This window comes from Luteolibacter luteus (assembly GCF_012913485.1).
GTDB classification, from domain to species: Bacteria; Verrucomicrobiota; Verrucomicrobiia; order Verrucomicrobiales; family Akkermansiaceae; genus Haloferula; species Haloferula lutea.
The window spans coordinates 1,821,656-1,841,224 of sequence record NZ_CP051774.1 but is presented as its reverse complement, the minus strand read 5'-3'; the positions used below and the strand labels follow the sequence as shown (position 1 = coordinate 1,841,224).

20 protein-coding genes are annotated in these 19,569 nt (G+C 62.7%); 4 read left to right on the top strand and 16 right to left on the bottom strand.

Annotated elements, in window-relative coordinates; all coding sequences use genetic code 11:
• Positions 1-102: 102 nt before the first annotated feature.
• Positions 103-969 carry a dihydropteroate synthase gene (gene folP, locus HHL09_RS07565; RefSeq protein ID WP_240963753.1) on the top strand — a complete coding sequence of 289 codons (867 nt, stop codon included), beginning with the start codon at positions 103-105 and terminating at the stop codon, positions 967-969.
• Here the strand turns inward: folP and HHL09_RS07560 are convergent.
• From HHL09_RS07560 to priA, 11 genes are all read right to left on the bottom strand, one after another.
• Positions 953-1,672 carry a hypothetical protein gene (locus tag HHL09_RS07560; protein ID WP_169453962.1) on the bottom strand — a complete coding sequence of 240 codons (720 nt, stop codon included), beginning with the start codon at positions 1,670-1,672 and terminating at the stop codon, positions 953-955. The two genes, folP and HHL09_RS07560, sit on opposite strands and share 17 nt — an antisense overlap.
• Positions 1,673-1,704: 32 nt before the next feature.
• Positions 1,705-3,246, bottom strand: a complete 1,542-nt coding sequence (locus HHL09_RS07555; protein WP_169453961.1) for a xylulokinase — start codon at positions 3,244-3,246, stop codon at positions 1,705-1,707.
• Positions 3,247-3,423: 177 nt separating this feature from the next.
• Positions 3,424-5,484 (bottom strand): TonB-dependent receptor, encoded by a 2,061-nt coding sequence (locus tag HHL09_RS07550; protein WP_169453960.1) that lies wholly within the window; start codon positions 5,482-5,484, stop codon positions 3,424-3,426.
• 349 nt (positions 5,485-5,833) lie between these two features.
• Entirely contained in the window at positions 5,834-5,971 is a 138-nt protein-coding gene (locus HHL09_RS07545; RefSeq protein WP_169453959.1) for a hypothetical protein, read from the bottom strand.
• Positions 5,968-6,720, bottom strand: coding sequence for a hypothetical protein (locus tag HHL09_RS07540; RefSeq protein WP_169453958.1), 753 nt, complete (start codon positions 6,718-6,720; stop codon positions 5,968-5,970). Before HHL09_RS07540 ends, HHL09_RS07545 begins: the two co-directional genes overlap by 4 nt.
• Positions 6,717-7,481 carry a hypothetical protein gene (locus tag HHL09_RS07535; protein WP_169453957.1) on the bottom strand — a complete coding sequence of 255 codons (765 nt, stop codon included), beginning with the start codon at positions 7,479-7,481 and terminating at the stop codon, positions 6,717-6,719. The genes HHL09_RS07540 and HHL09_RS07535 overlap by 4 nt, the downstream gene beginning before the upstream one ends.
• Positions 7,482-7,574: 93 nt before the next feature.
• Positions 7,575-9,020, bottom strand: a complete 1,446-nt coding sequence (gene creC / locus HHL09_RS07530) for a two-component system sensor histidine kinase CreC (RefSeq protein WP_169453956.1) — start codon at positions 9,018-9,020, stop codon at positions 7,575-7,577.
• Positions 9,021-9,127: 107 nt separating this feature from the next.
• Positions 9,128-9,832 carry a two-component system response regulator CreB gene (creB, locus tag HHL09_RS07525; RefSeq protein ID WP_169453955.1) on the bottom strand — a complete coding sequence of 235 codons (705 nt, stop codon included), beginning with the start codon at positions 9,830-9,832 and terminating at the stop codon, positions 9,128-9,130.
• A gap of 104 nt (positions 9,833-9,936) precedes the next feature.
• Positions 9,937-10,686: an ethanolamine ammonia-lyase subunit EutC gene (gene eutC / locus HHL09_RS07520; protein WP_169453954.1), complete on the bottom strand. Its 750-nt coding sequence runs from the start codon at positions 10,684-10,686 to the stop codon at positions 9,937-9,939.
• On the bottom strand, positions 10,683-12,080 hold the full coding sequence (locus HHL09_RS07515) for an ethanolamine ammonia-lyase subunit EutB (protein WP_169453953.1): 1,398 nt from the start codon (positions 12,078-12,080) through the stop codon (positions 10,683-10,685). The genes eutC and HHL09_RS07515 overlap by 4 nt, the downstream gene beginning before the upstream one ends.
• 209 nt (positions 12,081-12,289) lie before the next feature.
• Positions 12,290-14,521, bottom strand: a complete 2,232-nt coding sequence (gene priA, locus HHL09_RS07510) for a replication restart helicase PriA (protein ID WP_169453952.1) — start codon at positions 14,519-14,521, stop codon at positions 12,290-12,292.
• A gap of 101 nt (positions 14,522-14,622) precedes the next feature.
• Between priA and HHL09_RS07505 the strand changes: the two genes are divergently transcribed.
• Both HHL09_RS07505 and HHL09_RS07500 read left to right on the top strand, forming a co-directional pair.
• Complete coding sequence (locus HHL09_RS07505; RefSeq protein ID WP_169453951.1) at positions 14,623-15,234, top strand: YiiX/YebB-like N1pC/P60 family cysteine hydrolase; 612 nt, start codon at positions 14,623-14,625, stop codon at positions 15,232-15,234.
• 288 nt (positions 15,235-15,522) lie between these two features.
• The gene (locus tag HHL09_RS07500; protein WP_169453950.1) at positions 15,523-15,921 is read left to right on the top strand and encodes a GreA/GreB family elongation factor; all 399 of its coding nucleotides are present in this window, start codon (positions 15,523-15,525) and stop codon (positions 15,919-15,921) included.
• On the opposite strand, the gene HHL09_RS07495 is transcribed toward HHL09_RS07500, so the two are convergent.
• From HHL09_RS07495 to HHL09_RS07475, 5 genes are all read right to left on the bottom strand, one after another.
• A complete protein-coding gene (locus HHL09_RS07495) occupies positions 15,922-16,647 on the bottom strand; it encodes an NlpC/P60 family protein (RefSeq protein WP_169453949.1) in 726 nt (241 codons plus the stop codon).
• A 75-nt stretch (positions 16,648-16,722) separates the two neighbouring features.
• Positions 16,723-17,430, bottom strand: a complete 708-nt coding sequence (locus HHL09_RS07490; RefSeq protein WP_169453948.1) for a DUF2459 domain-containing protein — start codon at positions 17,428-17,430, stop codon at positions 16,723-16,725.
• Positions 17,431-17,463: 33 nt separating this feature from the next.
• Entirely contained in the window at positions 17,464-17,787 is a 324-nt protein-coding gene (gene ppnP, locus HHL09_RS07485; RefSeq protein WP_169453947.1) for a pyrimidine/purine nucleoside phosphorylase, read from the bottom strand.
• Between the two features lies 1 nt (position 17,788).
• Positions 17,789-18,541, bottom strand: coding sequence for an FKBP-type peptidyl-prolyl cis-trans isomerase (locus HHL09_RS07480; RefSeq protein WP_169453946.1), 753 nt, complete (start codon positions 18,539-18,541; stop codon positions 17,789-17,791).
• A gap of 70 nt (positions 18,542-18,611) precedes the next feature.
• On the bottom strand, positions 18,612-19,007 hold the full coding sequence (locus tag HHL09_RS07475; RefSeq protein WP_205760992.1) for a DUF3817 domain-containing protein: 396 nt from the start codon (positions 19,005-19,007) through the stop codon (positions 18,612-18,614).
• Positions 19,008-19,090: 83 nt separating this feature from the next.
• Here HHL09_RS07475 and HHL09_RS07470 point away from each other — a divergent pair, with 83 nt between their 5' ends.
• The gene (locus tag HHL09_RS07470; RefSeq protein WP_169453945.1) at positions 19,091-19,453 is read left to right on the top strand and encodes a cupin domain-containing protein; all 363 of its coding nucleotides are present in this window, start codon (positions 19,091-19,093) and stop codon (positions 19,451-19,453) included.
• The last annotated feature ends 116 nt before the right edge of the window (positions 19,454-19,569 follow it).

Below are 19,569 nucleotides of genomic sequence, written 5' to 3'. Positions count from 1 at the left end.
TCGTGCTTGGTTAGCGGGCGATGAAGGCTAGCCGCAGATCCGGTGAAAAGCTTGCGGAGATTTGCGTTTCCCGCACCCGTGTTCCGGGGTTGGAATCGTGAGGTGATCTGGAAGCTGCCCGCGCGCGAAGTCGTCTTTCCCCGCCGTCCCCTGGTGATGGGGATTGTGAACGTGAACGACGATTCCTTTTCGGGGGATGGAACCTTGGAGATCGGTGCCGCCTTCGAACTTGCGAAGCGTCAGGTGGAAGAGGGCGCGGATATCATCGATGTGGGCGCGGAGAGCGCGCGGACGAATCGTGCCGCAATCCCGGTGGAGGAGGAGGTCCGGCGTTTCCGTGGCTTTCTTGATCGCTGGCCGGAGTTGGTTGCGACAGCGAAGCCGCGAGACGAGGTTCAGCTGTGGCCGCCGGTGCTTTCCGCGAATACCTGGCGACCGGAAACGGTCGAGGCTGTGCTCCCGCACGGGGTGGAGCTGATCAATGACATGGGAGCTCTGCCTGATGACCGGAATGCGCGGCTCTGTGCTGCTGCCGGGGCTTCGCTGCTGGTGATGCATTCGATAGGTGAGCCGAAGGTGCCGCACTTTCACCAGCAGTGGGAGGATGTGATGGGCTCGATGGAGGCGTTCTTTGAAGAGAAGGTGGCGGTAGCCGTGAACGCGGGTTTGCCGCTGGAGTCGCTGGTGCTTGATCCGGGTCTCGATTTCGCGAAGCAGCGCGATGACAACCTGGCCGTGCTCCGGGATCTCGAGCGTTTGCAGCGATTTGGCCGGCCGATCCTGGTGCCGGTGAGTCGCAAGACGGTGATTGGCGAAGTGCTCGAGCTGCCGGTGCCGAAGGATCGCGATGCCGGGACCGTGGCCTGCATCGCCGCGGCAATGCAACGGGGAGCGCAGATGCTGCGCGTGCACGATGTGCGCGCGGCGTGGCAGAGCGTGAAGATGCTCGATGCTATTTTGAGCCGCTAGAATCCTGCTTCGCCTTGTCGATGGCAGCGCGGAGTTCGTCGTTGTCGATGATCAACTCGTCGGTGTCGGTGCGTTTGGCGTAGGTTTCCAGCCATTCCTCCGCTTCGGTGGGATTCTGGAGCGCGAGGGTGTAGATCATCGTGGGCAAGGTCTCCTCGATATTGGTCTCCACCGGATCCTCAAGCGCCTTGGTGACCTCGTCGTCCAAGGCGCGGGCACCGTGGAGCTGGATCTCCCGTGCTAGCAAGGGGAGCGAGATCAGGGTCTGGAGGATGAGTGCATCCTCGCTGGATTCCTCATTGGTGCGGACGAGTTCCTTGAGTTCGGCGAGCTCGGCTTCGGAGGCCTTGTCGATCGAGCTCATCACCCGCTCGAGTTTCGAGAGGTCGAAAAGGAGGAGCTCGGATTGGCTGCCATCCGGCATGGTGAGATCCTGATTGTTGAAGGAATTCACCACTTCCTGAAGCGAGGCGGCAAGCGGGCTGCTGACAGGTTTGTTAGAACGGCTTGAGGAGCGGCGTGCCGAGGATTTGTTGGAAGATTTCTCCGCGCGTTCCCGGGCGCCGCCGTCCTTTGACTTCGTCTCCTGTGCGGTCGCGTCGCCGCGGCTCCCCGAGGGCCCCGGGGACTGCGAAAGGCGTCCTCCGAAAAAGCCAGCGGCAGCACATGCCAGTGAGATCGCGATCGCAACGGATGATTTCATGGCCCGATCCTCAGCGCGGATCGGCCTGGCGTCTACGCGGAAAGCAAGGCTTTGTAAGCTTCCAGCGAGCGGGCGTAGACGGGAGCGGTGTCGCTGGCGGGCTCCAGCCGGGATCCGGCGGCGGGCTTGCAGAAGGCTTCCTGCAGGGTGGCGAGGTCCTGATCGCAGGCATGGGCGGCACGCAGGGCGGCACCGAGGCCGGCGCCATTCGCGATGGCAAAACGCTCCACGGGAGCTTGGAAGATGTCCGCGACGAGCTGGGCGATGCCATCGTTCTGCGAGGCACCGCCGGTGAGGCGGATCAGCTCGACCTTCTCGCCGATCCACTGGCTGTGCAGGCGCATGTTGAGGAACTGGCCTTCAAGCAGGGCCCGGACTTGGACGGGGGCTGCGTCATCGGCGGAGAAGTTCCGCAGGGGGGCCTCGAAGTCGCGGCGCGGGGTGATTTCGGGACCGAAGAAGGGAAGCATCACCTTGCCTTCATTGCCTGCGCTGGTCTTTGCCAAGCCGTCGCGATCAAAGGCGCTCCAGTCGGTGCCGAGTTCATCGCGCAATGCCTCGCGTGCCAGAGAACCATTGCGGAAGCAGATGAGGGACATGAAGCCACCGGCGGGATTGCCGAAGACGTGACCGAAGCCTTGAGGATCGGTAACGGGCTTTTCCATGGCGGCGAAGAAGGTGTCCGAGGTGCCGAGAGAGATCACGACGGTTCCCGGCGAGGTGGCGCCCATGCCGACGAGCGAGGACGGGTTGTCCCCGGTCGAGAGGACGACCTTGCAAGTACGGGACATGCCGTATTTCTCGACGAAGTAGGACGAGATGGAACCTGCGACGGTGGCGGAGGCCGCAGCGGGCGGCAGCTTGGCCCGCAGGCCGGGAGCAGTGGCGTCCAGCAATTCGTTGTCCCAATCCAGTGTCTGGAGATTGAGCAGATTCATGCCGGCGCCGTCACCATGATCGATGGCGATGGACTTGCCCGCGAGAATGGATCCGACGAAGGAGCTGACGAGGTGGATGAGCGAAGTCTTTTCGTAGGCGGCGGGGTCGTTCTTGAAGAAGCGACGGATCTGCGGCCCCGTGAAGCGTTCGATCGCGATGGAGCCGGAGCGCTTGCAGACTTCAGCATTTCCGCCGACTGCGGCGGCGATCTCGGCGCACTCGGCACCGGTGGAGGTATCCATCCAGATCGGCGCGGTGGCGCGGGTAAAGGAGCCGGCGAGCTGGTTCAGCAAGGATTCGCCTGTGGCTAGGGAGTCGATCCTTTGTTCGAAGGTTTCATCGAGGTAGACCGAGCCATGCTGCTGGCCGGAGCTGGCGACTGCTTCGATTTTTCCCAGATCGAAGCCATCGGCCAGTTTGCTGAACACGAGGTCCAGAGCCTCGATCCACATCCGTGGGTCCGCATGGACCTCGCCATTCTTGCCGCCGGGGATGAAGCCGCTGGGAGAGGCGTAGACGGGGAGTGCCGAACCGAAATTCACCGACACCTCCCGAACGATGGTGCCGCTGGCGGGATCGATCACAATGGCGGAAAGGGACTGGGTCGAGGAATCGAGGCCAAGGTACATGCTCATCAGAAATCAAAGGGGCTGCGCCCGTTGCGAGAAGGAAACATGGCATGAAGGATGACGGGAACATCCAAAAACGGGGACAAGCAAGCGGGGGTAAACCCGTTTCATGCCTGCTGTCATGGCTTCCGCTGCTTCTCGATCGCCAGAGGAGATCGCGTGAAATCCTACACGAGAAATTTGTTACCATGTGATGGTCACGCCGGTCCCGATGACGCGGGGCATTCCAAGTTTCCCGGAAATTGGCAGGCCCACGGCGCGGTAGTCGCTCCGGGAGAGCGCGTATTCCTCGTCCAAGAGGTTGCTGCCGAAGATGTAGGCCTCGACATTGTTCCAGCGGTAGCCGGTGCGTGCGGACCAGAGGAGGCGTGCTTCCAGCTTGGTGCCGATGGGAGAATCGGCCTGCGAGTAGGTGGTGTCCGCCCAATTGAAGGAGGTTTCTCCGAACCAACCGGTCTCCGGCTTCCAAGAGAAGCCGATGGCCGCATTCCATTCCGGGGAAAGGGGGAAGGCTTGTCCGGCGCGGTTGACGCCATTCAGCACGAGTTGATCGTATTCCGCGTAGAGGTAGCCGGCCATGACACCTGCAGAGAAGTCGCCGTTTTTCCAGACCATCTCGACTTCGGCGCCTGCGCGTTGTGACTCGGCACTGTTGGTGACGAAGTTGTCGACGACCGGGAAGCCGCCGCGGGGAACATAGGGGACCTGCTGGTCATCGAGCCAAGCGTAGAAGACGCGGGCGTTTGCGCGGATGCATTCCCAATTCTTCTCCACGAAGAGATTCGTCTCCCAGCCCCGTTCCGGGCCATAGGGATTGGCAAGGCCGAGCGAGGGGGCGACCGCGATGCCTCCGGGGCGGTAGGCCCGGGAGATTTTCGCCCCGGCCGTGATGTCATCGCCGCGCCACTCGGTGCCCAGTTCAGGGAGCCACTCAGTGTAGTCTGCATCGAGCCGGTCGGCTCCCCGGGAGACGCCGTTGAGTTTGGTGGCGATGCTTTGTTCGCGCGATTGGTAGTCGAGGCGCAGGCCGCCGGTGAGCCAGAAACGATGGGCGAGCTCCAGTTCGGCATGTGCGAAGGCCGCGGCGATGCCGACGTCCTCGCCGGTTTTCGTGCGGAAAGGACGACCCTGCGGGATGGGTCCCAGGCCGCGGCCTTCGAAGACGATCCCGTATTCGGAGGCTTCCGCATAGACACCGCCGAACCAATTGAAGCCTTCCTTGTCCTGGCCGAAGCGGGTGCTGCCGGTGAGGCGCCGCTCATCGATGGTGTAGGTGTAGAACCAATCGAGCATCGAGGAGCCATCGAAGTCGGTGTGGTGCGCGGCATCGATGATTGAGAACGAGGCTTCGCTTTCGACCCACCAATCGCGCTCCAATTCGAGGCGCCCTCGCAACATGGTGGCCCATTGGTCGGCAGGGGTGGTGGGCGTGGTGTTCACGTCCACGATCCGCGCGAAGATATCGCCATTCGCGGGCTGGAAGGCCTGGCCGAAAGAGTTGCCGCGACCGCGATCGACATCCACGCGCCAGTCGAAGACCGAGCTGTCATCGCCGCCCGGACGCCAGCGGAGCTGGCTGCGGAAGGAACTGCGCTGGGTTTCGGCGAAGCGTTCGTTGCCGTCGTAGACATTGGTCACGGCGCCGTCGGTTCCTTCGCCGACGGCATTCAGGCGCAAGGCGAGCTTGTCCTCAACGAGCACCATGTTCTCGGTGATACCGGCACGCCATGAGCCGTAGTCGGCGACTTCACCGGTGATACGACCTTCGTGGAAGAACTGCGGGGCGCGCGGTTCCAAGCGGATCTCACCGCCCATCGCGTTCACGCCACGGCCGAAGAGGATGGGTCCGCGTTCCACGATCACTTGATCGATATCCCACATCAGGGGCATGACCGAGGTGAGCGAGCTCGCGGTGGCAGGCACGCCCCCATTCGAGAAGTTCACGAGGGTATTCGACTGGGTGCCGATGTAGAAAATGACATTGTCCTGCCCCAAGCCGCGCAGGGTGAAGGCCGTGGAACTCGGGGTTCCTTGCTGGGCATTCGGGATGGAAGGAAGGATCTCCTGATAGCCGCGTCCGCCCGGAAGGGGGATCGCGAAGTCCGCTTCGCGCTGACCATCGGTCGCTTCCCTCGGGGCATTCACGATCGTTTCGTCCAGCGCGGCGGGGGGCTCCCCGGAGCTGATTCCGATGCCGGTCGTGAAGGTGGCGGTAAGGAGAAGAAGGGAGGTTCTGATTCGCATTCCGGGGGTAAAATCCGCCGGGAAGGTAGCGGGGAAGGGTGTGGCAAGTAAAGCGCATCCCCTGCCTATCCCCCGATCAGGGTGGGGGAACTAGAGCTGGATCGTACGAAATCTTAGGCGAGGGGAGGAGCGGGATGCCGCCTGTTCCGCCTGTTATAACAGGGAAAATAACAGGCGTGGGAAGGCGAACCACCAACACCGAAGGTCCAACAGCGAATGTCGGAGCGGGGAGCATGGCCGGGGGAAGCGGGCGGTTCGCATGAGAGGGAGGTTTGAAGGCGAGGTTCGCAGATGCGGTGGTGGGTTTCTACTGCCAAGGCCGGCCGGAACGGGGACGAAGGAGGATGCGCTAGAGGCCGAGTTCGCCGCGCATGGATTCGAAGAGTTCGTCGCGGGGTGCGGGGATGGTGGGCTTTCGTTTCCGGGGCTTGATGGAGGAACGTGCCGGTTTTGTCACCCGGACGGGCTTCGGGCGGGGAGCTTTCATTCTCCTGGCTGGCTGGAGGTTTCGGAGGCGGTGGGCGCGGGTAGCGATTCGCTTGACGAGGTGATCCAGTGTTGGACGAAGAAGAGTTTCTCATTTGTCAGAAAGCGATTCGAGCGACCGATGATGGGGCGCAGCGAGGTGGTCATCTGCAAGGTGACCACGAGGAAGATGCAGCTCCAGACGACGAGAGGTATCTTGCTGTTGGCACCGGTTGAAGCGATCGCGCTGCCGAGGAAGCGGAAGCCGAAGGCGACGGCGATGAACCAGGTGGCGAGGGCGATGAAACCCATGAAGCCATAGCCATCGGTGGCCTGGGTGAAGATCCACACGGCCGGGGCAAAGCCCAAGAGCAGCAGGCCCGAGAGGGCGAGCATGCCGGCCAAGGTGGCGGCGAGTTGCGAGGCACCGGCGCGCGATCCGGCGAGGCAGGAGAAGATGTAGAGGCTGGGGAAGCAGATGAGCCCCGAGATCAAGAGGCCTGCGGTGATTTTGAGCGGGGCGGCCCAGATTTGCTCGTGCATGGCGAAGGTGCCAAGCACGAGCCCGAAGATGATCATGGAGACAATCGCCAGCAGGAGGAAGGGAAGGAGTGCGCCATGTCCGGGACTGGCGAGGCGTTGGATAAGGGCCTTCGGGCTTCTGAGCAGCGCTTCGAAGAGCGAGCGCATGCCCAGCTTGTCAGGCAGCGGTGGTTCCGCATGCGGCTGCGGGCTGTAGTATGGGGGTGGTTGCGGGATGTCGGTATTCATGTCGTTGTGGATACAGGTCGGAATGAGAGCGAGCGGAAGATCTGGAGAGCGAGCAGGGCGGCGCCGCAGATCAGGAGGAGAACGGCGAGGAAGGCATTGCCATCGGTGATGCGATCGAGGGATCGCCAGACGGCTTCATAGAAGCTGCCCTTCCAAGGTTGTTTACGGAGGAAGGCCACCTCGATGGAGGGCGAGCCGAAGAAGGGACGGAGGATCCAGGAGAATTGCGCTCCGAGGAACCCATTGCCCGCGAGCCAGGCAAGCATGGTGATTGCGGCGATCCGGGGATCGCTACAGCGCTGCTTGAGGATGCGGAAGAGCGAGAGGGTTCCCGCGATGCCCGCGATGGCGATCAGGAACACATGCGAGAGAAGGTAAGCGGCATGAGCCGAGGTAGCGTATCCGGATTCCGGCGGCGGCGCATTGAGCGCGAGCATGAAGGTCACGGGTGCCAATGATGCGAGGATCAGGGCGACGGAGGCGAAGGCACTGAGAAGGGCCAGCAAGGACTCCCGGAAGCCAAGCCCTCCGAGGAGGATCCCGAGCAGGCCATTGAGGAGCCCATTGCAGCCCAGGGTGAAGGCCACGAGCAGCGGCATCTTGATCGAGACGTAGACGCCGAGCAGGGGCGAACGCCAGAAGCCGGTGGTGAAACCATAGGCCGCCAGGCAGAGCGCGGTCAGTGTGGCGATCTTGGCGATTCGCCCCGGCGAGGGGTCATCGAGCAGCTCGGAGCTTGGTTGCAGCAGGTGACGGATCACTTGGCCGCATCAAAACCACCGATGGTGAAACCGTGCTGAACGTGCGGTGAAAAGGTGATTCCGCTTTCGTGAAGGTCACGTGCAGCCGCCGGATCAGCGAAGCGAGGAGATGACCGGGAAGACCAAGCGGGCCACGGTTCCGCCACCCTCGCGAGGCTCCAAGGCCACGGACCCGCCGTGAAGTTCGGCAGCTTCCTTCACCAATGTCAGGCCAAGACCGGTGCCCTTCCGACCGGATGAGTGGTGGCGCAGGGAGTAGAAGCGCTCGAAGACCTTGTCCGTGGCATACTCCGGGACGCCGGGGCCGCGGTCGCAGATCTCGATCATGGCTTTCCCGTCCTTGCCCCAAAGTACGATATCAATCGTAGATCCCACGGGCGAGAAATCGATGGCGTTTTCAAGCAGGTTGGTGATGGCGGCCCGGATGATGAAGGCATCCCCCCGGACCAGCAGCATGGCAGGCGGCAGGGTGACGGCGAGACCCACGCCGGCGAGATCGGCAGGCGGGCGGCCTTGATCGACAGCACGAGTGAGAATCAACTCGAGGTCCACGTTTTCCGCGACGTCCAGGCTGCTGCGGCCTTCCAGGGCGGAGAGCTCGAGCAGGCGATTGAGCAGGCGGTCGGCCCGGCCGGACTCGGCGCGGATGTTTCCGAGGAAGCGACGGCGATCGGCCTCCGGCATGTCCTCATCAAGGAGCTCCGCCGCCCCGCGGATCGCGGCCAGGGGGCTCTTCATCTCGTGAGTGAGCGTCTGGACATAGCGCTCCGCGTAGCGACGGCCTTCGAGGGCTTCCCTCATGGATTCGAGGGCGCGGGCCAAGGTGTTCACTTCCTTGCCGGCACCGAGCTTCGGCAGGGGCGGGCGTTTGCCGGACTCGATGTCGCGGGCGTACTCGGTGAGGCGGCCAACCGGCAGGTATTGCCAGATGAAGACGGCGGTCACGAGGAAGAGAATGCCCGCACCGATCAGGCCGGTGCCCCAATAGATGCCGCGGCGGCGGGCGTCGACAATCGGAAGCACGTCCGCCTGAGGCTTGTAGACGGTGAGCACGCCGATGGGAGCTTGAAGCGGACCGACCAACGCGCCGACGTGGAGCACGGAGGACTGGGGATTCTTTTCATCCACGCGGCTGCTACGGGCGCCGTACTTTCCTTGCAGGGTCAGGAAGACATCGCGGGATTTCGAGAGGTCGGTACCCTCCAGCTTTCCTGCGGAGTCGAAAATGACGATGCCCTTGGCGTCGGTGAGATAAGCGCCGAGGCCCACATGGGACTTGATATGGCCGTGGATGACGGCCTTGAAGCGCTTTCGCGAGACCCCTTCGAAGGCGGTCTGGAAGCGCTGCTTGTCAAAGGAGCCGCTCTTGAAATCCGCGGCCACCATCGAAGCGAGCAACTGGGCGGCATCGACCATCGATTCTTCCGTCGCCTGATAGGTCTGGGGCTCGACCACCGAAAGCTGCTGGCGGAGCAGCAGATACAGGCCTGCGCCGATGATCAGTGCGATGACGAGCAGCGTGACGCGGGTGAGGCGCATGAGAGGAAGGCGGGAGACGGCATGAGAGGAGATGCACGACCTGTGTGGCGGGAACACGTTCCGCGGTCAATCCTCCTGCCTTGCATCTCCCGGTGCGAGGGCGCGCTTCAGGGAACGAAGAGGTACCCGAGTCCGCGACGGGTCTGGATGAAATCCTCCGCACCCGGCTTCGCGATCCTCAGTTTCGCACGGATCGACTTGATGTGGGCATCGATGGTTCGGTCGGTAACGGCGCCGGGATCCGCCCATGCGTGATCGAGGAGTTGGTCACGGGTGAGCACGCGGCGCGGATTCTTGATGAAGACGAGCAGCAGCTTGTACTCGTGTGCCGTGAGATCGAGCTCCGTGCCGTGGCAGTGAATCCGCATGGCCGAAGCATCATGGTAGAGCGGGCCGGCGGGAGCCGCTTGAGGTTGCTGGGCGGCGTGCGCAGCGTTCGCGGTGGCCGAGGGGGCTCCCGAGCGGCGGAGAATGGCCCGGATGCGGGCGACGATCTCACGCGGGCTGAAAGGCTTCGTCACGTAGTCATCCCCTCCCAATTCAAGGCCGAGGATGCGGTCCACTTCGCCATCCCGTGCAGTGAGGAAAAGGACCGGCACGGTGGATTCCTCGCGGAGCTTCTTGCAGACGTCCAAGCCCGTCATGTCCGGCAGGCCGATATCGAGGATGACGAATTCGAAAGGCTTCTCCGAGAATGCATCGAGCGCCTCTTGCCCGGTGAGCGCGTGCTTCACTTCGAAACACTCGGTCTTCAGGGCGTAAACGAGGGTATCGGCAATCGCGGGTTCGTCTTCGACGAGCAGGACGTTCATGGGAAATAGAAGCAGGGACCGAAGAGCGGAGAGAGTGGCGCTACAGTGAAGAATAAGTGAAAACGATACCAGCGCGAAGCATTTTTGGCGAAACTAATTGTGAGTCAAGGGGAGGGGCGCGGTAAAACGGCGGCACTGCGATCCTTCAGATCGACGCCGCTGAAGCCGAGCCGACGTGACTCATTGAGGAGCCATGCGATGCGTCGGGCGGCCGTTTGCGGGGGAAGTCCCGCGGAGCGGATGTTCGAAACGCAATTCCGCAGGGCGTCGGTATTGCCCGGCTGAGGGCTGTGGACGAGGTAAGCTCCCAAGCTATCGGGCGAGCCGAGTCCGGGACGCTCGCCCAAGACGATCAGGGCGGCACGAGCGGCGATGGCGTGGCCGATTTCATCCTGAAGGGCGACCCGGGCGAAGGGCGCGATGACGAGAGGAGCCAAGCGGAACGAATCTAACAGAGGGATTAGCGCTTGGAGCAAAGGAGCACCATTAAGGTGGGCGGCGGTGGCGGAGAGGCCATCGGCCACGATGATGACAAGGTCGAAGCCCTCGGGCGTCCGCGCACCTTCCAGCAGGGATTGGGATGAGGGATCGAGGCGGCGACCAAGATCGGGGCGCTGGAGGTAGGTGGCGCGGTCGTGCGCTTGCGACTGCGTGAGGAGGATAGGGAGGCCCAGTGGCTCCAGTTCGGCAGCCAATACCTCCGGGTGGAAGTCCTGATGGACGGCATCGCGAGCGCGGGCGTGGGAGAGGCGGAAATCGAGCAGAGCCCCATGAGGGACGGAGCCACCGGTCCGGCCAAGGACGACGCGGGCGCTGGTCCACCGCTGCAGGGATGGGCGGATATCCTCGCTCATGAGCCGGTGGATTCGAGTTTCAACAAGCGGGGTGCGTCCGCGAGGGCGCGGGCATTTTCGACGAGCTGGCCGCGACCATTGACGATGCCGGTTTTCGCGAGCCATGCCTCGAACTCCGGGGCGGGACGCTTCTTCAAGACCTGGCGCAGGTAGTGAGCGTCGTGAAAGGAGGTCGACTGATAGCCGAGCATGATGTCATCCGCGCCAGGAACGCCCATGATGTAGTTGCAACCGGCGACGCCGAGGAGCGTGAGCAGGTTGTCCATGTCATCCTGATCTGCTTCCGCATGGTTCGTGTAGCAGACATCGCAGCCCATCGGGAGGCCTAACAGCTTTCCACAAAAATGGTCCTCGAGTCCGGCACGAGTGATCTGCTTGCCATCGTAGAGATACTCGGGGCCGATGAAGCCGACGACGGTATTCACGAGCAGAGGGCTGAACTCGCGCGCGACGGCGTAGGAGCGGGCTTCCATGGTCTGTTGATCGATGCCGTGATGGGCACCGGCAGAAAGTGCGCTGCCTTGACCGGTTTCGAAATACATCACGTTGCTGCCGAGCGTGCCGCGCCTCAGGGAGAGCGCGGCCTCTCGGGCTTCGCGAAGGAGGGCGAGGTCAATGCCGAAGCTTTTGTTTGCCGCTTGAGATCCGGCGACCGATTGGAAGACAAGGTCGACGGGTGCTCCTTCCTCGATCGCGTGGATCTGGGTGGTGACGTGGGCGAGCACGCAGGACTGCGTGGGGATCTCGTAGCGGGTGATCAGCTCGTCCATGAGGTGCAGGAGCGAGCAGGTGGTGGATACCTGATCGGTGGCGGGATTGATGCCGATCACGGCATCGCCGCAGCCGAGCAGGAGGCCATCGAGCATGGAGGCCGCGATGCCGCGGAGGTCATCGGTGGGGTGATTGGGTTGGAGGCGGACCGAGAGACGGCCGGGTAGGCCGATGGTGTTCCGGAAGCGGGTGACGACCTCGCATTTCGACGCGACGAGGATGAGGTCCTGGTTCGCCATGATCTTGCTCACGGCGGCGACCATTTCCGGAGTGAGTCCCGGAGCGAGGGCGGTGAGCGCGGCGGCGTCGGTTTCGTAGGCAAGGAGCCAGTCGCGGAATTGGCCGACGCTGAGATGGGCGACCGGCTCGAAGGCGGCGGCATCGTGGCGGTCCGTGATCAGGCGGGTGACTTCGTCGGCTTCGTAAGGAATGAGAAGATTTTCAAGGAAGTGGGAGAGGGGGAGCTCGGCCAAGAGGTATTGGGCGGCGACGCGTTCTTCGGAGGATCCGGCGGCAAGGCCTGCGAGGACATCACCGGAACGGAGAGGGGTGGCCTTTGCCATGAGGGTGCGGAGATCCGCGAATTGATGCGTCTTTCCGGCAAGGGTGATGCTCCATGGCATGGGACAATGAAGCAGAGAACGGGCCGCGGGGGGAGGGGGAAAAGGCGAAATCACCAATCATCAATCTTCCAATCATCAAGCGAAGTGCGCTCGTTGTGAGTGGGAGAAGAGATCGGAGGATGCGGCTCGTTGCCGCTAAAGTCCGACGGTCATAGACCGCCGCTACATTTCTTTGCGGAACGCTCCTGCGGAGCCTGTGAATTCTACCTTTAGGTAAAATTCCAGGCGTCCATGTCGAAGACGACGGTGACGTCTTCGGGAAGGGTGGTCTTTTGGAGGACGCCCTGCACATGGCGGGTGAGGGGGCGGGCCTTCATGCTGCGGAGCATGAGCTGGAAGCGGAATTGGCCGTGGGTTTTCACGAGCGGGCTCGGCAGTGGATCGCCGATGATGATGCCGGGCGGGCAGTCTTCGGTGAGGCGGCGGTGAAGCGTCTGCAAGGTGAACTCCGCCCGGCGCTCATGGGTTGAGCGGCTGGTCAGCATCGCGCAGTGGGCGAAGGGCGGATACTCGAACTGCCTGCGGAATTCGAGTTCCTGCTCGGCGAAGCCATCGAAGTCATGATGGCGTGCAAACTGGACGGAAGGCGAATGGGGCGTGAAGGTTTGCACGATCACTTCGCCCTCGAGTTCGCCGCGGCCGGCGCGACCGGCGACTTGTGTTAGAAGCTGGAAGGTGCGTTCGCCCGCGCGGAAGTCCGGCACATGGAGGCCGATGTCGGCATTGAGGATGCCGACCAGCGTTACGTTCGGGAAATGCAGGCCTTTCGCGATCATCTGCGTGCCAACGAGTACGTCGATCTTGCGGGCTTGGAAGGCATTCAGCAGATCGCGGAGGGCGTTTTTCTTACGCATCGCATCGGCATCGATGCGTGCGATCTTTGCGGAGGGCAGGACCTTTGCGAGGACCTCTTCGACCTTCTGGGTGCCGAAGCCTTGCAAGTGGATGGCGGGGTCGCGGCAATCCGGGCACTTCCTCGGAACAACGGCCTGGTGGCCGCAGATGTGGCACATGAGGCGCTCGTCTTCCTTGTGATAGGTAAGCGGTACCGAGCAGTGCGCGCACATGCAGACGTAGCCGCAGGCGGGGCACTGCAGGGAGCGGGCGAAGCCGCGGCGATTGAGGAAGAGGATGGATTGCTCGTTCTTCGCGATGCGTTGTTCCAGCGCGACGCGGAGGCGATCGGACAGGATGGCCATGCCGCCCTTGTGCTTCTTTGACTCCAGACGCATGTCGAGCACGCGGATGAGCGGGAGCGATTGGCCATCGGCACGCTTCAAGAGGCGGACGATCTGATACTTGCCCTCCAGCGTGTTTTGGAAGGACTCGAGCGAGGGGGTGGCGGAGCCGAGCACGATGGTGCAGCCTTCCAACGAAGCGCGGAGCACGGCGACATCGCGACCGTGGTAGCGTGGCACCTGGTCCTGCTTGTAGGAGTTCTCGTGCTCTTCATCGACGAGGATGAGGCCGAGATCGGGCAGGGGTGCGAAGACGGCGGAGCGGGCGCCGATGACGATGCGGGCCTTGCCCTTGCGGATGCGGTGCCATTCGTCGAAGCGCTCGCCTTGGGAAAGGTTTGAGTGCAGTACGGCCACCTGGTCCTGCATGTCGGCGAAGCGGGCGCGGAAGCGGCGCACCGTCTGCGGTGTCAGGGAGATTTCCGGAACGAGCACCAGGACGGTCTTGCCGAGGTCCAGCGTGCGGCGTGCGGCTTGGAGGTAGACCTCGGTTTTTCCGGAGCCGGTGACGCCGTGAAGGAGAATGGGAGGGCGGGGCTCCGAGTCGGGGAGGTGGAGCGAGGAGAGGATGACCTCCAGCGCGCCGTGCTGCTCGTCATTGAGCGGGAGAGGGGAATCGGCCACGATTTCCTCGATGCCATCGGCTTCGGGATCGCGTCGGACTTCTTCATCGTGGACGAGCACGAGGCCCTGCTTGGCGAGGGACTTGACGGAGGCGGAGGCTCCTTCACCCAGATCGGCGAGGGCGATCTTCCGTTCGGCGGAGTGGGAGAGAAGGGCGAGGATGGCGGCCTGCTTCGGGGCGCGCTTGGTGATCTTGGCGAGAAGCTCGGGGTCAGGGTCCTTTTCGAGGAGGACGGTCTTCCGGATCTTTGCGGAATTGTCCTCCGTGCGGACGGCCTCGGGCAGGAGGGCGCGGATCACGCTTTCGATACTGCATCCGTAGTAGCTGGCGATCCAGCGGCCAGCTTCGAGGAGCTTCGGCGTGATGAGCGGCTCCGGTTCGGTGAGGGAATGGAGGGGGCGGAGGGAGAAGCCGAGGTCGCCGGGAGTTTCGACGATGTCGAGGACGGTGCCTTGCGAGGTCTTGTTCCGCAGGGGGATGCGAACGCGGCAGCCCGCCACGACGGGCAGACCCTCGGGGATGGCATAGTCGAAGACGAGCTCGGAAGGGCCGTCGATGAGCACGCGGGCGGCGGGCATCGGCGCAAGGGTTGTGCATGGAGGGGCGGACGTCCACCCATGATCACGCGGGAAAGCGGGAACTTGCCTTCCCGCAGCCCAAGCGTGTAGAGGATCGTGGAATGTATCGTTGCCTTGCCCTGCTTTGCCTCGCCCTTGCTTCCTGCGCGGAGAAAAAATCGACCGTCTATGAGCCGATGGAAGGGGATATCCTGTTCCAATCCCTTCCGAATGAGCCGGGGATGGATCTGGTGGATGCGATCGAGGGCGCGACGGAATCCCCATATTCCCACTGCGGCATGGTTTTCCGCGAGAATAACGATTGGTGGGTGATCGAGGCGATCGGGCCGGTGAAAATCACGCACATGCAGGACTACATGGACCGCGGGCGGGAACACAAGGTGTGGGCCTATCGCTTCACCGAGGAGAACCGGAAACACATCCCGGTGGCGCTGGCAGCGATGAAGGAAGATCTGGAGAAGCCCTACGACGCGCGCTACCGTTTTGATTCGGAAGCGATTTACTGCTCCGAACTGATCTATCGCGGGTGGAAGGCGGCGACCGGAGAAGGCTTGGGCAAGACGGTGACCTTGGGCAGCTTGAAGTGGGAGCGCTACAAGCCGGTGATCGAGGCGATCGAAGGCCAGGGCAATCATCCGCTGGACCGTGAGATGATCACTCCGCGCGATCTTGCGAAGGCACCGCAATTGAAGCTGGTTTATTCGAAGGATTAAGGGCGGGAGGAGGCCTCCGCTCATTTGAAGTTGAAGAGCAGCGATTCACGTGTAGGATCGTGTTTTCCATGTCCGTTCGAGCCACCACCATGACCTTTGCCAGCGGCCGCCTTCCGGCGAGCTGCACTGCGGGCTGGTGTGCCCATCGAATGGCCGCCTTCCGGGCCTGAGAGGGCAGCTTCCTTGATCCGGGATCTTTTCCCGAAGCTGTCCAGAGTTCCGCCCGGTTTTTGGAATTCATCCGCGGCTCCCGCTTGTTTGCGAGGCGCCGCACGCATCGCTTTTATCATGAAATCTCTCCGTATGTTGGACGAGGCCGATGAACTGTGCCTCGCAAGTTTGTTAGACCCGGAATCCTTGCCCCGCCTTACCGGCGAACATCGTGCTGCCTTGGTGGCGGCGCTCGCCGAAGCCTCGGTCTCCTCCGATGTTTCCGAGTTGGAATGTCGTATCGGCATTGGCGACCGCATCACGCTGGTCTCGCCGGTGGACTCCCGCGATTGGTATAAACCCGAGATCGTCTTGCCGCATGATGCGGACCTCGATGCCGACCGTATTTCCGTGCTAACCCCGGTGGGGCTGGCCGTGCTCGGTCGCCGGACGGGCGACCGCGTTTCGTGGGAGACTCCCACGGGGGAGCGGCTCATGACGATCACCGCCGTGCAGAAGCATGCACTGCCGGCATGATCAATTGCTGCCGCCGGGGGCTTCCAAGGAGGTCCAGCGGTGCAGACTGACGTATGAATTGAACCAAGCGTTGTCGTCGCGACCGGGTGTCGCGACGATGACCTGGCCGGGTCCCGGGTCGGCTTGGATCCACTCGCCCTTGTCCAGGTAGATCATGACGTGGCGGCCATCTCCGGTCACGGCGAGGTCGCCGGGTTGGATCTTAGCGAGATCGAGATCGGTCATGCGGCCGGCGACACCGATCGCTTTTGTGAAGCCACGGTAGCTCTCCTGCATCGCGCGGGCACTGGTGTCGAACCACCACTGTTCGAGCCAGAGGCGGGCGGCCTTGCCATTTCCCGTGAGGGCTTGCTGCGCCAAGGCATCGCGCAGGGCGCGTCGCGGGAGGCCGGAGCAATCGATGCCGCGGGAGCTTTCGCCACCCCAGACATAGGTGGAGCCCGTGAAGCGGCGCATGCCGGAGAGGTAGTCGTGTTTCAGGTGCGCCTGATCCAAGTCCCTGCCGGGAAGGAGAAAGGGAAGGGCGAGAAAGAGCGGCAGAGCCAGCGCTGCGAGGCGTGCTTTCTTTTTCGGCCAGAGGACGATCAGCAAACCGAGCCAGACCAGGCCGAGAGCGGCGGTGAGGCCATAGCGCATCAGTCCATCGTGGATTGGACGCCAGATGAGAAAGGCGGCGGCGGCTCCTGCCCAGACCATCAGACGGATTCCCCAGGATCGTCGCTTCATTCCCGGCGATTCCAGGCAGGGACGGGGTGATCCGCAACGGGCAAGAACGTCCGTCACCGGAAATTCACACGCGCTTCAGTTTTTTCCGTCCCAGATCTTCCGGAAGCCGTTCTTCTCGGAGGTTGCCTGGCGTACCAAGCCACTGGCGGAGAGGGCGGTGCCGGTGCGGATGTCGAAACCGCAGCTGCCAAGGGCCTGGCTGGTCCAGACGTTGCAGATACGAGGAAAGTAGTAGGAGTAGTTTTCCGGGCACTTGATCAGGCGGCCTTCGCCCCAACTGGAGGGCGCGATCGTGATCGGGGTGCCATCGGGGCCCTTGTCCGCGCAGCCATTCAGGAATGCGGCGAGCTGAGGGCCGTAGGAGCGCGGGACCTTGGCGAGGTAGATCTTCTGGTGCAGGCAGACTTCCTCGACCTTCCAATCGATGGGGATGATCTCCATCACGGAAGCGGAGGGAGTGCAGAGCGCGCGGAAGACCTGCACCGGCGAAAGCCAGCGCTTCTGGATGTAGGCGGTCTTTTCGCCCCAGCTCATCGTCACGTGCTTGTGCGTGCCGATTTCCTTCGGCTTCACGTAGCCGCTCTCCTCCAACCACGCCAGATCGAAGACCAGCGCGGTGTGGAGGTTGTCGGAGAGCAGATAGATGTCCACGCCCTCTTCAGATGCTACCGGCACCGACATCGTTTTTTCGATGCGGCGCGAGGCCTCGGGTGCTGGCAGATGCATGGTGCATGACGCCAGCAGGATGACCGGAAGCAGCAGCAGGAAGCGGAGCAAGGACATGGCGGGAGCGGGAAAGCTCGCCGGCAGCCTGAATCAGGGCGTGCCGAAGGAGCAGATGTATTCGCAGGGCGAATCTGTCACGCGGATGGTGAAGCCACTGTTGCCCGGAACATCGAAGGCGGAGCCAGCGGCCACAGCCTGCGTTTCAGAGCTGCCATCCAGCACGACTTCGCAGGAGCCGGAGGTGATTTCCATGACTTCCGGCTCACCGGTGCCGAAGTGATACTCACCCGGGAAAATGATGCCGAGAGACTTCTTCCGGCCATCGGCCAGGAGAAGGCTGTGAGAGATGACCTTGCCGTCGAAGTAGACGTTGGCCTTGGTCGTTACGGTCGCGTTTTCGAAGGATTCTGGCATATCAGAGGATGTCGAGGAGTTCCACGTCGAAGACCAGCATGCCAGCGGGGGCACCCGGAGGCGGATTCTTGCCATAGGCGAGCTCGGCTGGGATCCAGAAGCGGCGCTTTTCACCGCCGACCATGAGCTGCACGCCTTCGGTCCAGCCGGAGATCACGCGGTTCAGGGGGAAAACGATGGATTCACCCCGGACGACGGAGCTGTCGAAGAGTTCGCCATCGGTGGTCCAGCCGGAGTAGTGGACTTCCACTTGATCGGTTGCCTTCGGGTGGCGGCTGCCATTGCCCGGGGAGAGGACCTTGGAAGCGAGTCCGCTGGAGGTCTTCACGGCATCGGCTGGAGGTGCGGCCACGTCTTCCGGGACCGGTGGTGGCTCGGGAGCTTTCTTGATATCAAAGAGTTCGACGTCGAAAACGAGCATGCCCTTCGGCGCGCCGGGGCGAGGATTCTCGCCATAGGCCAGGTTTCCAGGGATCCAGAAGCGGCGCTTTTCGCCGGTGACCATGAGCTGCAGGCCCTCGGTCCAGCCTTTGATCACTTGATCGAGGCCGAAGGAGATCGTCTTGCCGCGGTCCACCGAGCTATCGAACTGCTTTCCGTCCGTGGTCCAGCCACTGTAGTGGACGGTCACGGTGTCGGAGGGGCCGGGCTTTTCGGTGCCGGAGCCGGCTTGGAGGACTTTCGATGCAAGGCCCGTAGGGCTCGTGATGGCATCGGCTGGCGGGGCTTTGACGTCGTCGGGAGCGGCGGGCATGGCGGTTTGGAGCGAGAATTGGCGGGGGGAGCCTTGGCCCGGTGCCGCCTAACTGTCAACCCGGTGAATCTCAGGATTCACCCGGGTCCCTTTCTACAAGCTGCCGATCGATCAAAAAGGGCCCGAAAGGGATCAAGGAGGCGAAAAAGACCAGAACGGACTTTCCGAACGACAGTGCCTTGTCGCCCCAAGCTTGGAAAAGGACGATCAGGAGGAGGACGAAGAGGGCGCCATGGATCGGGCCCATGATTTTGACGCCGGCGGGGATGCCGAACTGGTATTTCAGGGGCAGGGCGGCCAGCAGCAGGAGCCAGGAGACGCCCTCGGCCATTGCCACGTGACGAACCCGGTCGACCAGCTTGCGGGCCCGGTCGTGTGGGGTCGCGGCTGCTCCCTGAGAGGGCGTTTGATAGGGATTCGCAGTGTCCTGCGGCCTGAGATCCGTTTCCATTTCCGGGGTGCTCATGGGCCGGAAGGGGAGCCGCGGAGGAGGGACAAGTCAATCGTTTGGGGATTGATCGGAATCCGTGCGGAGGAAATCTTATCTTCATGCCACGGATCATTCCCCGCCCATCCATCATCGAAGCCGCAGGTCATCCGCCGAAAAAAATCGAGGAATTCATAGGCCGGGTGAATTCCGGCGACGAGGCGGTGAGCATTGCCCGGATGACCAGCCCGGGCGGCTGGGTCGAGCCGGGTCAGACACCGGAATTCGACGAATATACCGTGGTGCTCCGCGGCAGCCTGCAGGTGGAATCAAAGGAGGGAATCCTGCAGGTGAATGCCGGCCAGGCGATCATCACACGGGCCGGGGAATGGGTCCGCTACAGCACGCCGGGAGCGGAGGGCGCGGAATACATCGCGGTGTGCTTGCCCGGCTTTTCGCCAAGCATCGTGCATCGCGATGCTTAACGACATGTCACGGGCGGTACCTTTCAATGCTTGAAGCGCATCCATCCTTAGGAGATCCTAACGAATGAATGCTCATATCATCCGCTTGATGCGGATGAGCACAACTTTCCGCGACC

Coding starts and splice junctions, on each gene's coding strand:
- HHL09_RS07490 (WP_169453948.1), bottom strand. CDS start 17,430: ATGTCCTTGCTCCGCTTCCTGCTGCTGCTTCCGGTCATCCTGCTGGCG.
- HHL09_RS07540 (WP_169453958.1), bottom strand. CDS start 6,720: ATGAATACCGACATCCCGCAACCACCCCCATACTACAGCCCGCAGCCG.
- ppnP (WP_169453947.1), bottom strand. CDS start 17,787: ATGCCAGAATCCTTCGAAAACGCGACCGTAACGACCAAGGCCAACGTC.
- priA (WP_169453952.1), bottom strand. CDS start 14,521: ATGCCCGCCGCCCGCGTGCTCATCGACGGCCCTTCCGAGCTCGTCTTC.
- HHL09_RS07555 (WP_169453961.1), bottom strand. CDS start 3,246: ATGAGCATGTACCTTGGCCTCGATTCCTCGACCCAGTCCCTTTCCGCC.
- HHL09_RS07550 (WP_169453960.1), bottom strand. CDS start 5,484: ATGCGAATCAGAACCTCCCTTCTTCTCCTTACCGCCACCTTCACGACC.
- HHL09_RS07500 (WP_169453950.1), top strand. CDS start 15,523: ATGAAATCTCTCCGTATGTTGGACGAGGCCGATGAACTGTGCCTCGCA.
- creB (WP_169453955.1), bottom strand. CDS start 9,832: ATGAACGTCCTGCTCGTCGAAGACGAACCCGCGATTGCCGATACCCTC.
- HHL09_RS07470 (WP_169453945.1), top strand. CDS start 19,091: ATGCCACGGATCATTCCCCGCCCATCCATCATCGAAGCCGCAGGTCAT.
- creC (WP_169453956.1), bottom strand. CDS start 9,020: ATGCGCCTCACCCGCGTCACGCTGCTCGTCATCGCACTGATCATCGGC.
- HHL09_RS07505 (WP_169453951.1), top strand. CDS start 14,623: ATGTATCGTTGCCTTGCCCTGCTTTGCCTCGCCCTTGCTTCCTGCGCG.
- HHL09_RS07495 (WP_169453949.1), bottom strand. CDS start 16,647: ATGAAGCGACGATCCTGGGGAATCCGTCTGATGGTCTGGGCAGGAGCC.
- HHL09_RS07560 (WP_169453962.1), bottom strand. CDS start 1,672: ATGAAATCATCCGTTGCGATCGCGATCTCACTGGCATGTGCTGCCGCT.
- HHL09_RS07475 (WP_205760992.1), bottom strand. CDS start 19,007: ATGAGCACCCCGGAAATGGAAACGGATCTCAGGCCGCAGGACACTGCG.
- HHL09_RS07515 (WP_169453953.1), bottom strand. CDS start 12,080: ATGCCATGGAGCATCACCCTTGCCGGAAAGACGCATCAATTCGCGGAT.
- eutC (WP_169453954.1), bottom strand. CDS start 10,686: ATGAGCGAGGATATCCGCCCATCCCTGCAGCGGTGGACCAGCGCCCGC.
- HHL09_RS07545 (WP_169453959.1), bottom strand. CDS start 5,971: ATGAAAGCTCCCCGCCCGAAGCCCGTCCGGGTGACAAAACCGGCACGT.
- HHL09_RS07480 (WP_169453946.1), bottom strand. CDS start 18,541: ATGCCCGCCGCTCCCGACGACGTCAAAGCCCCGCCAGCCGATGCCATC.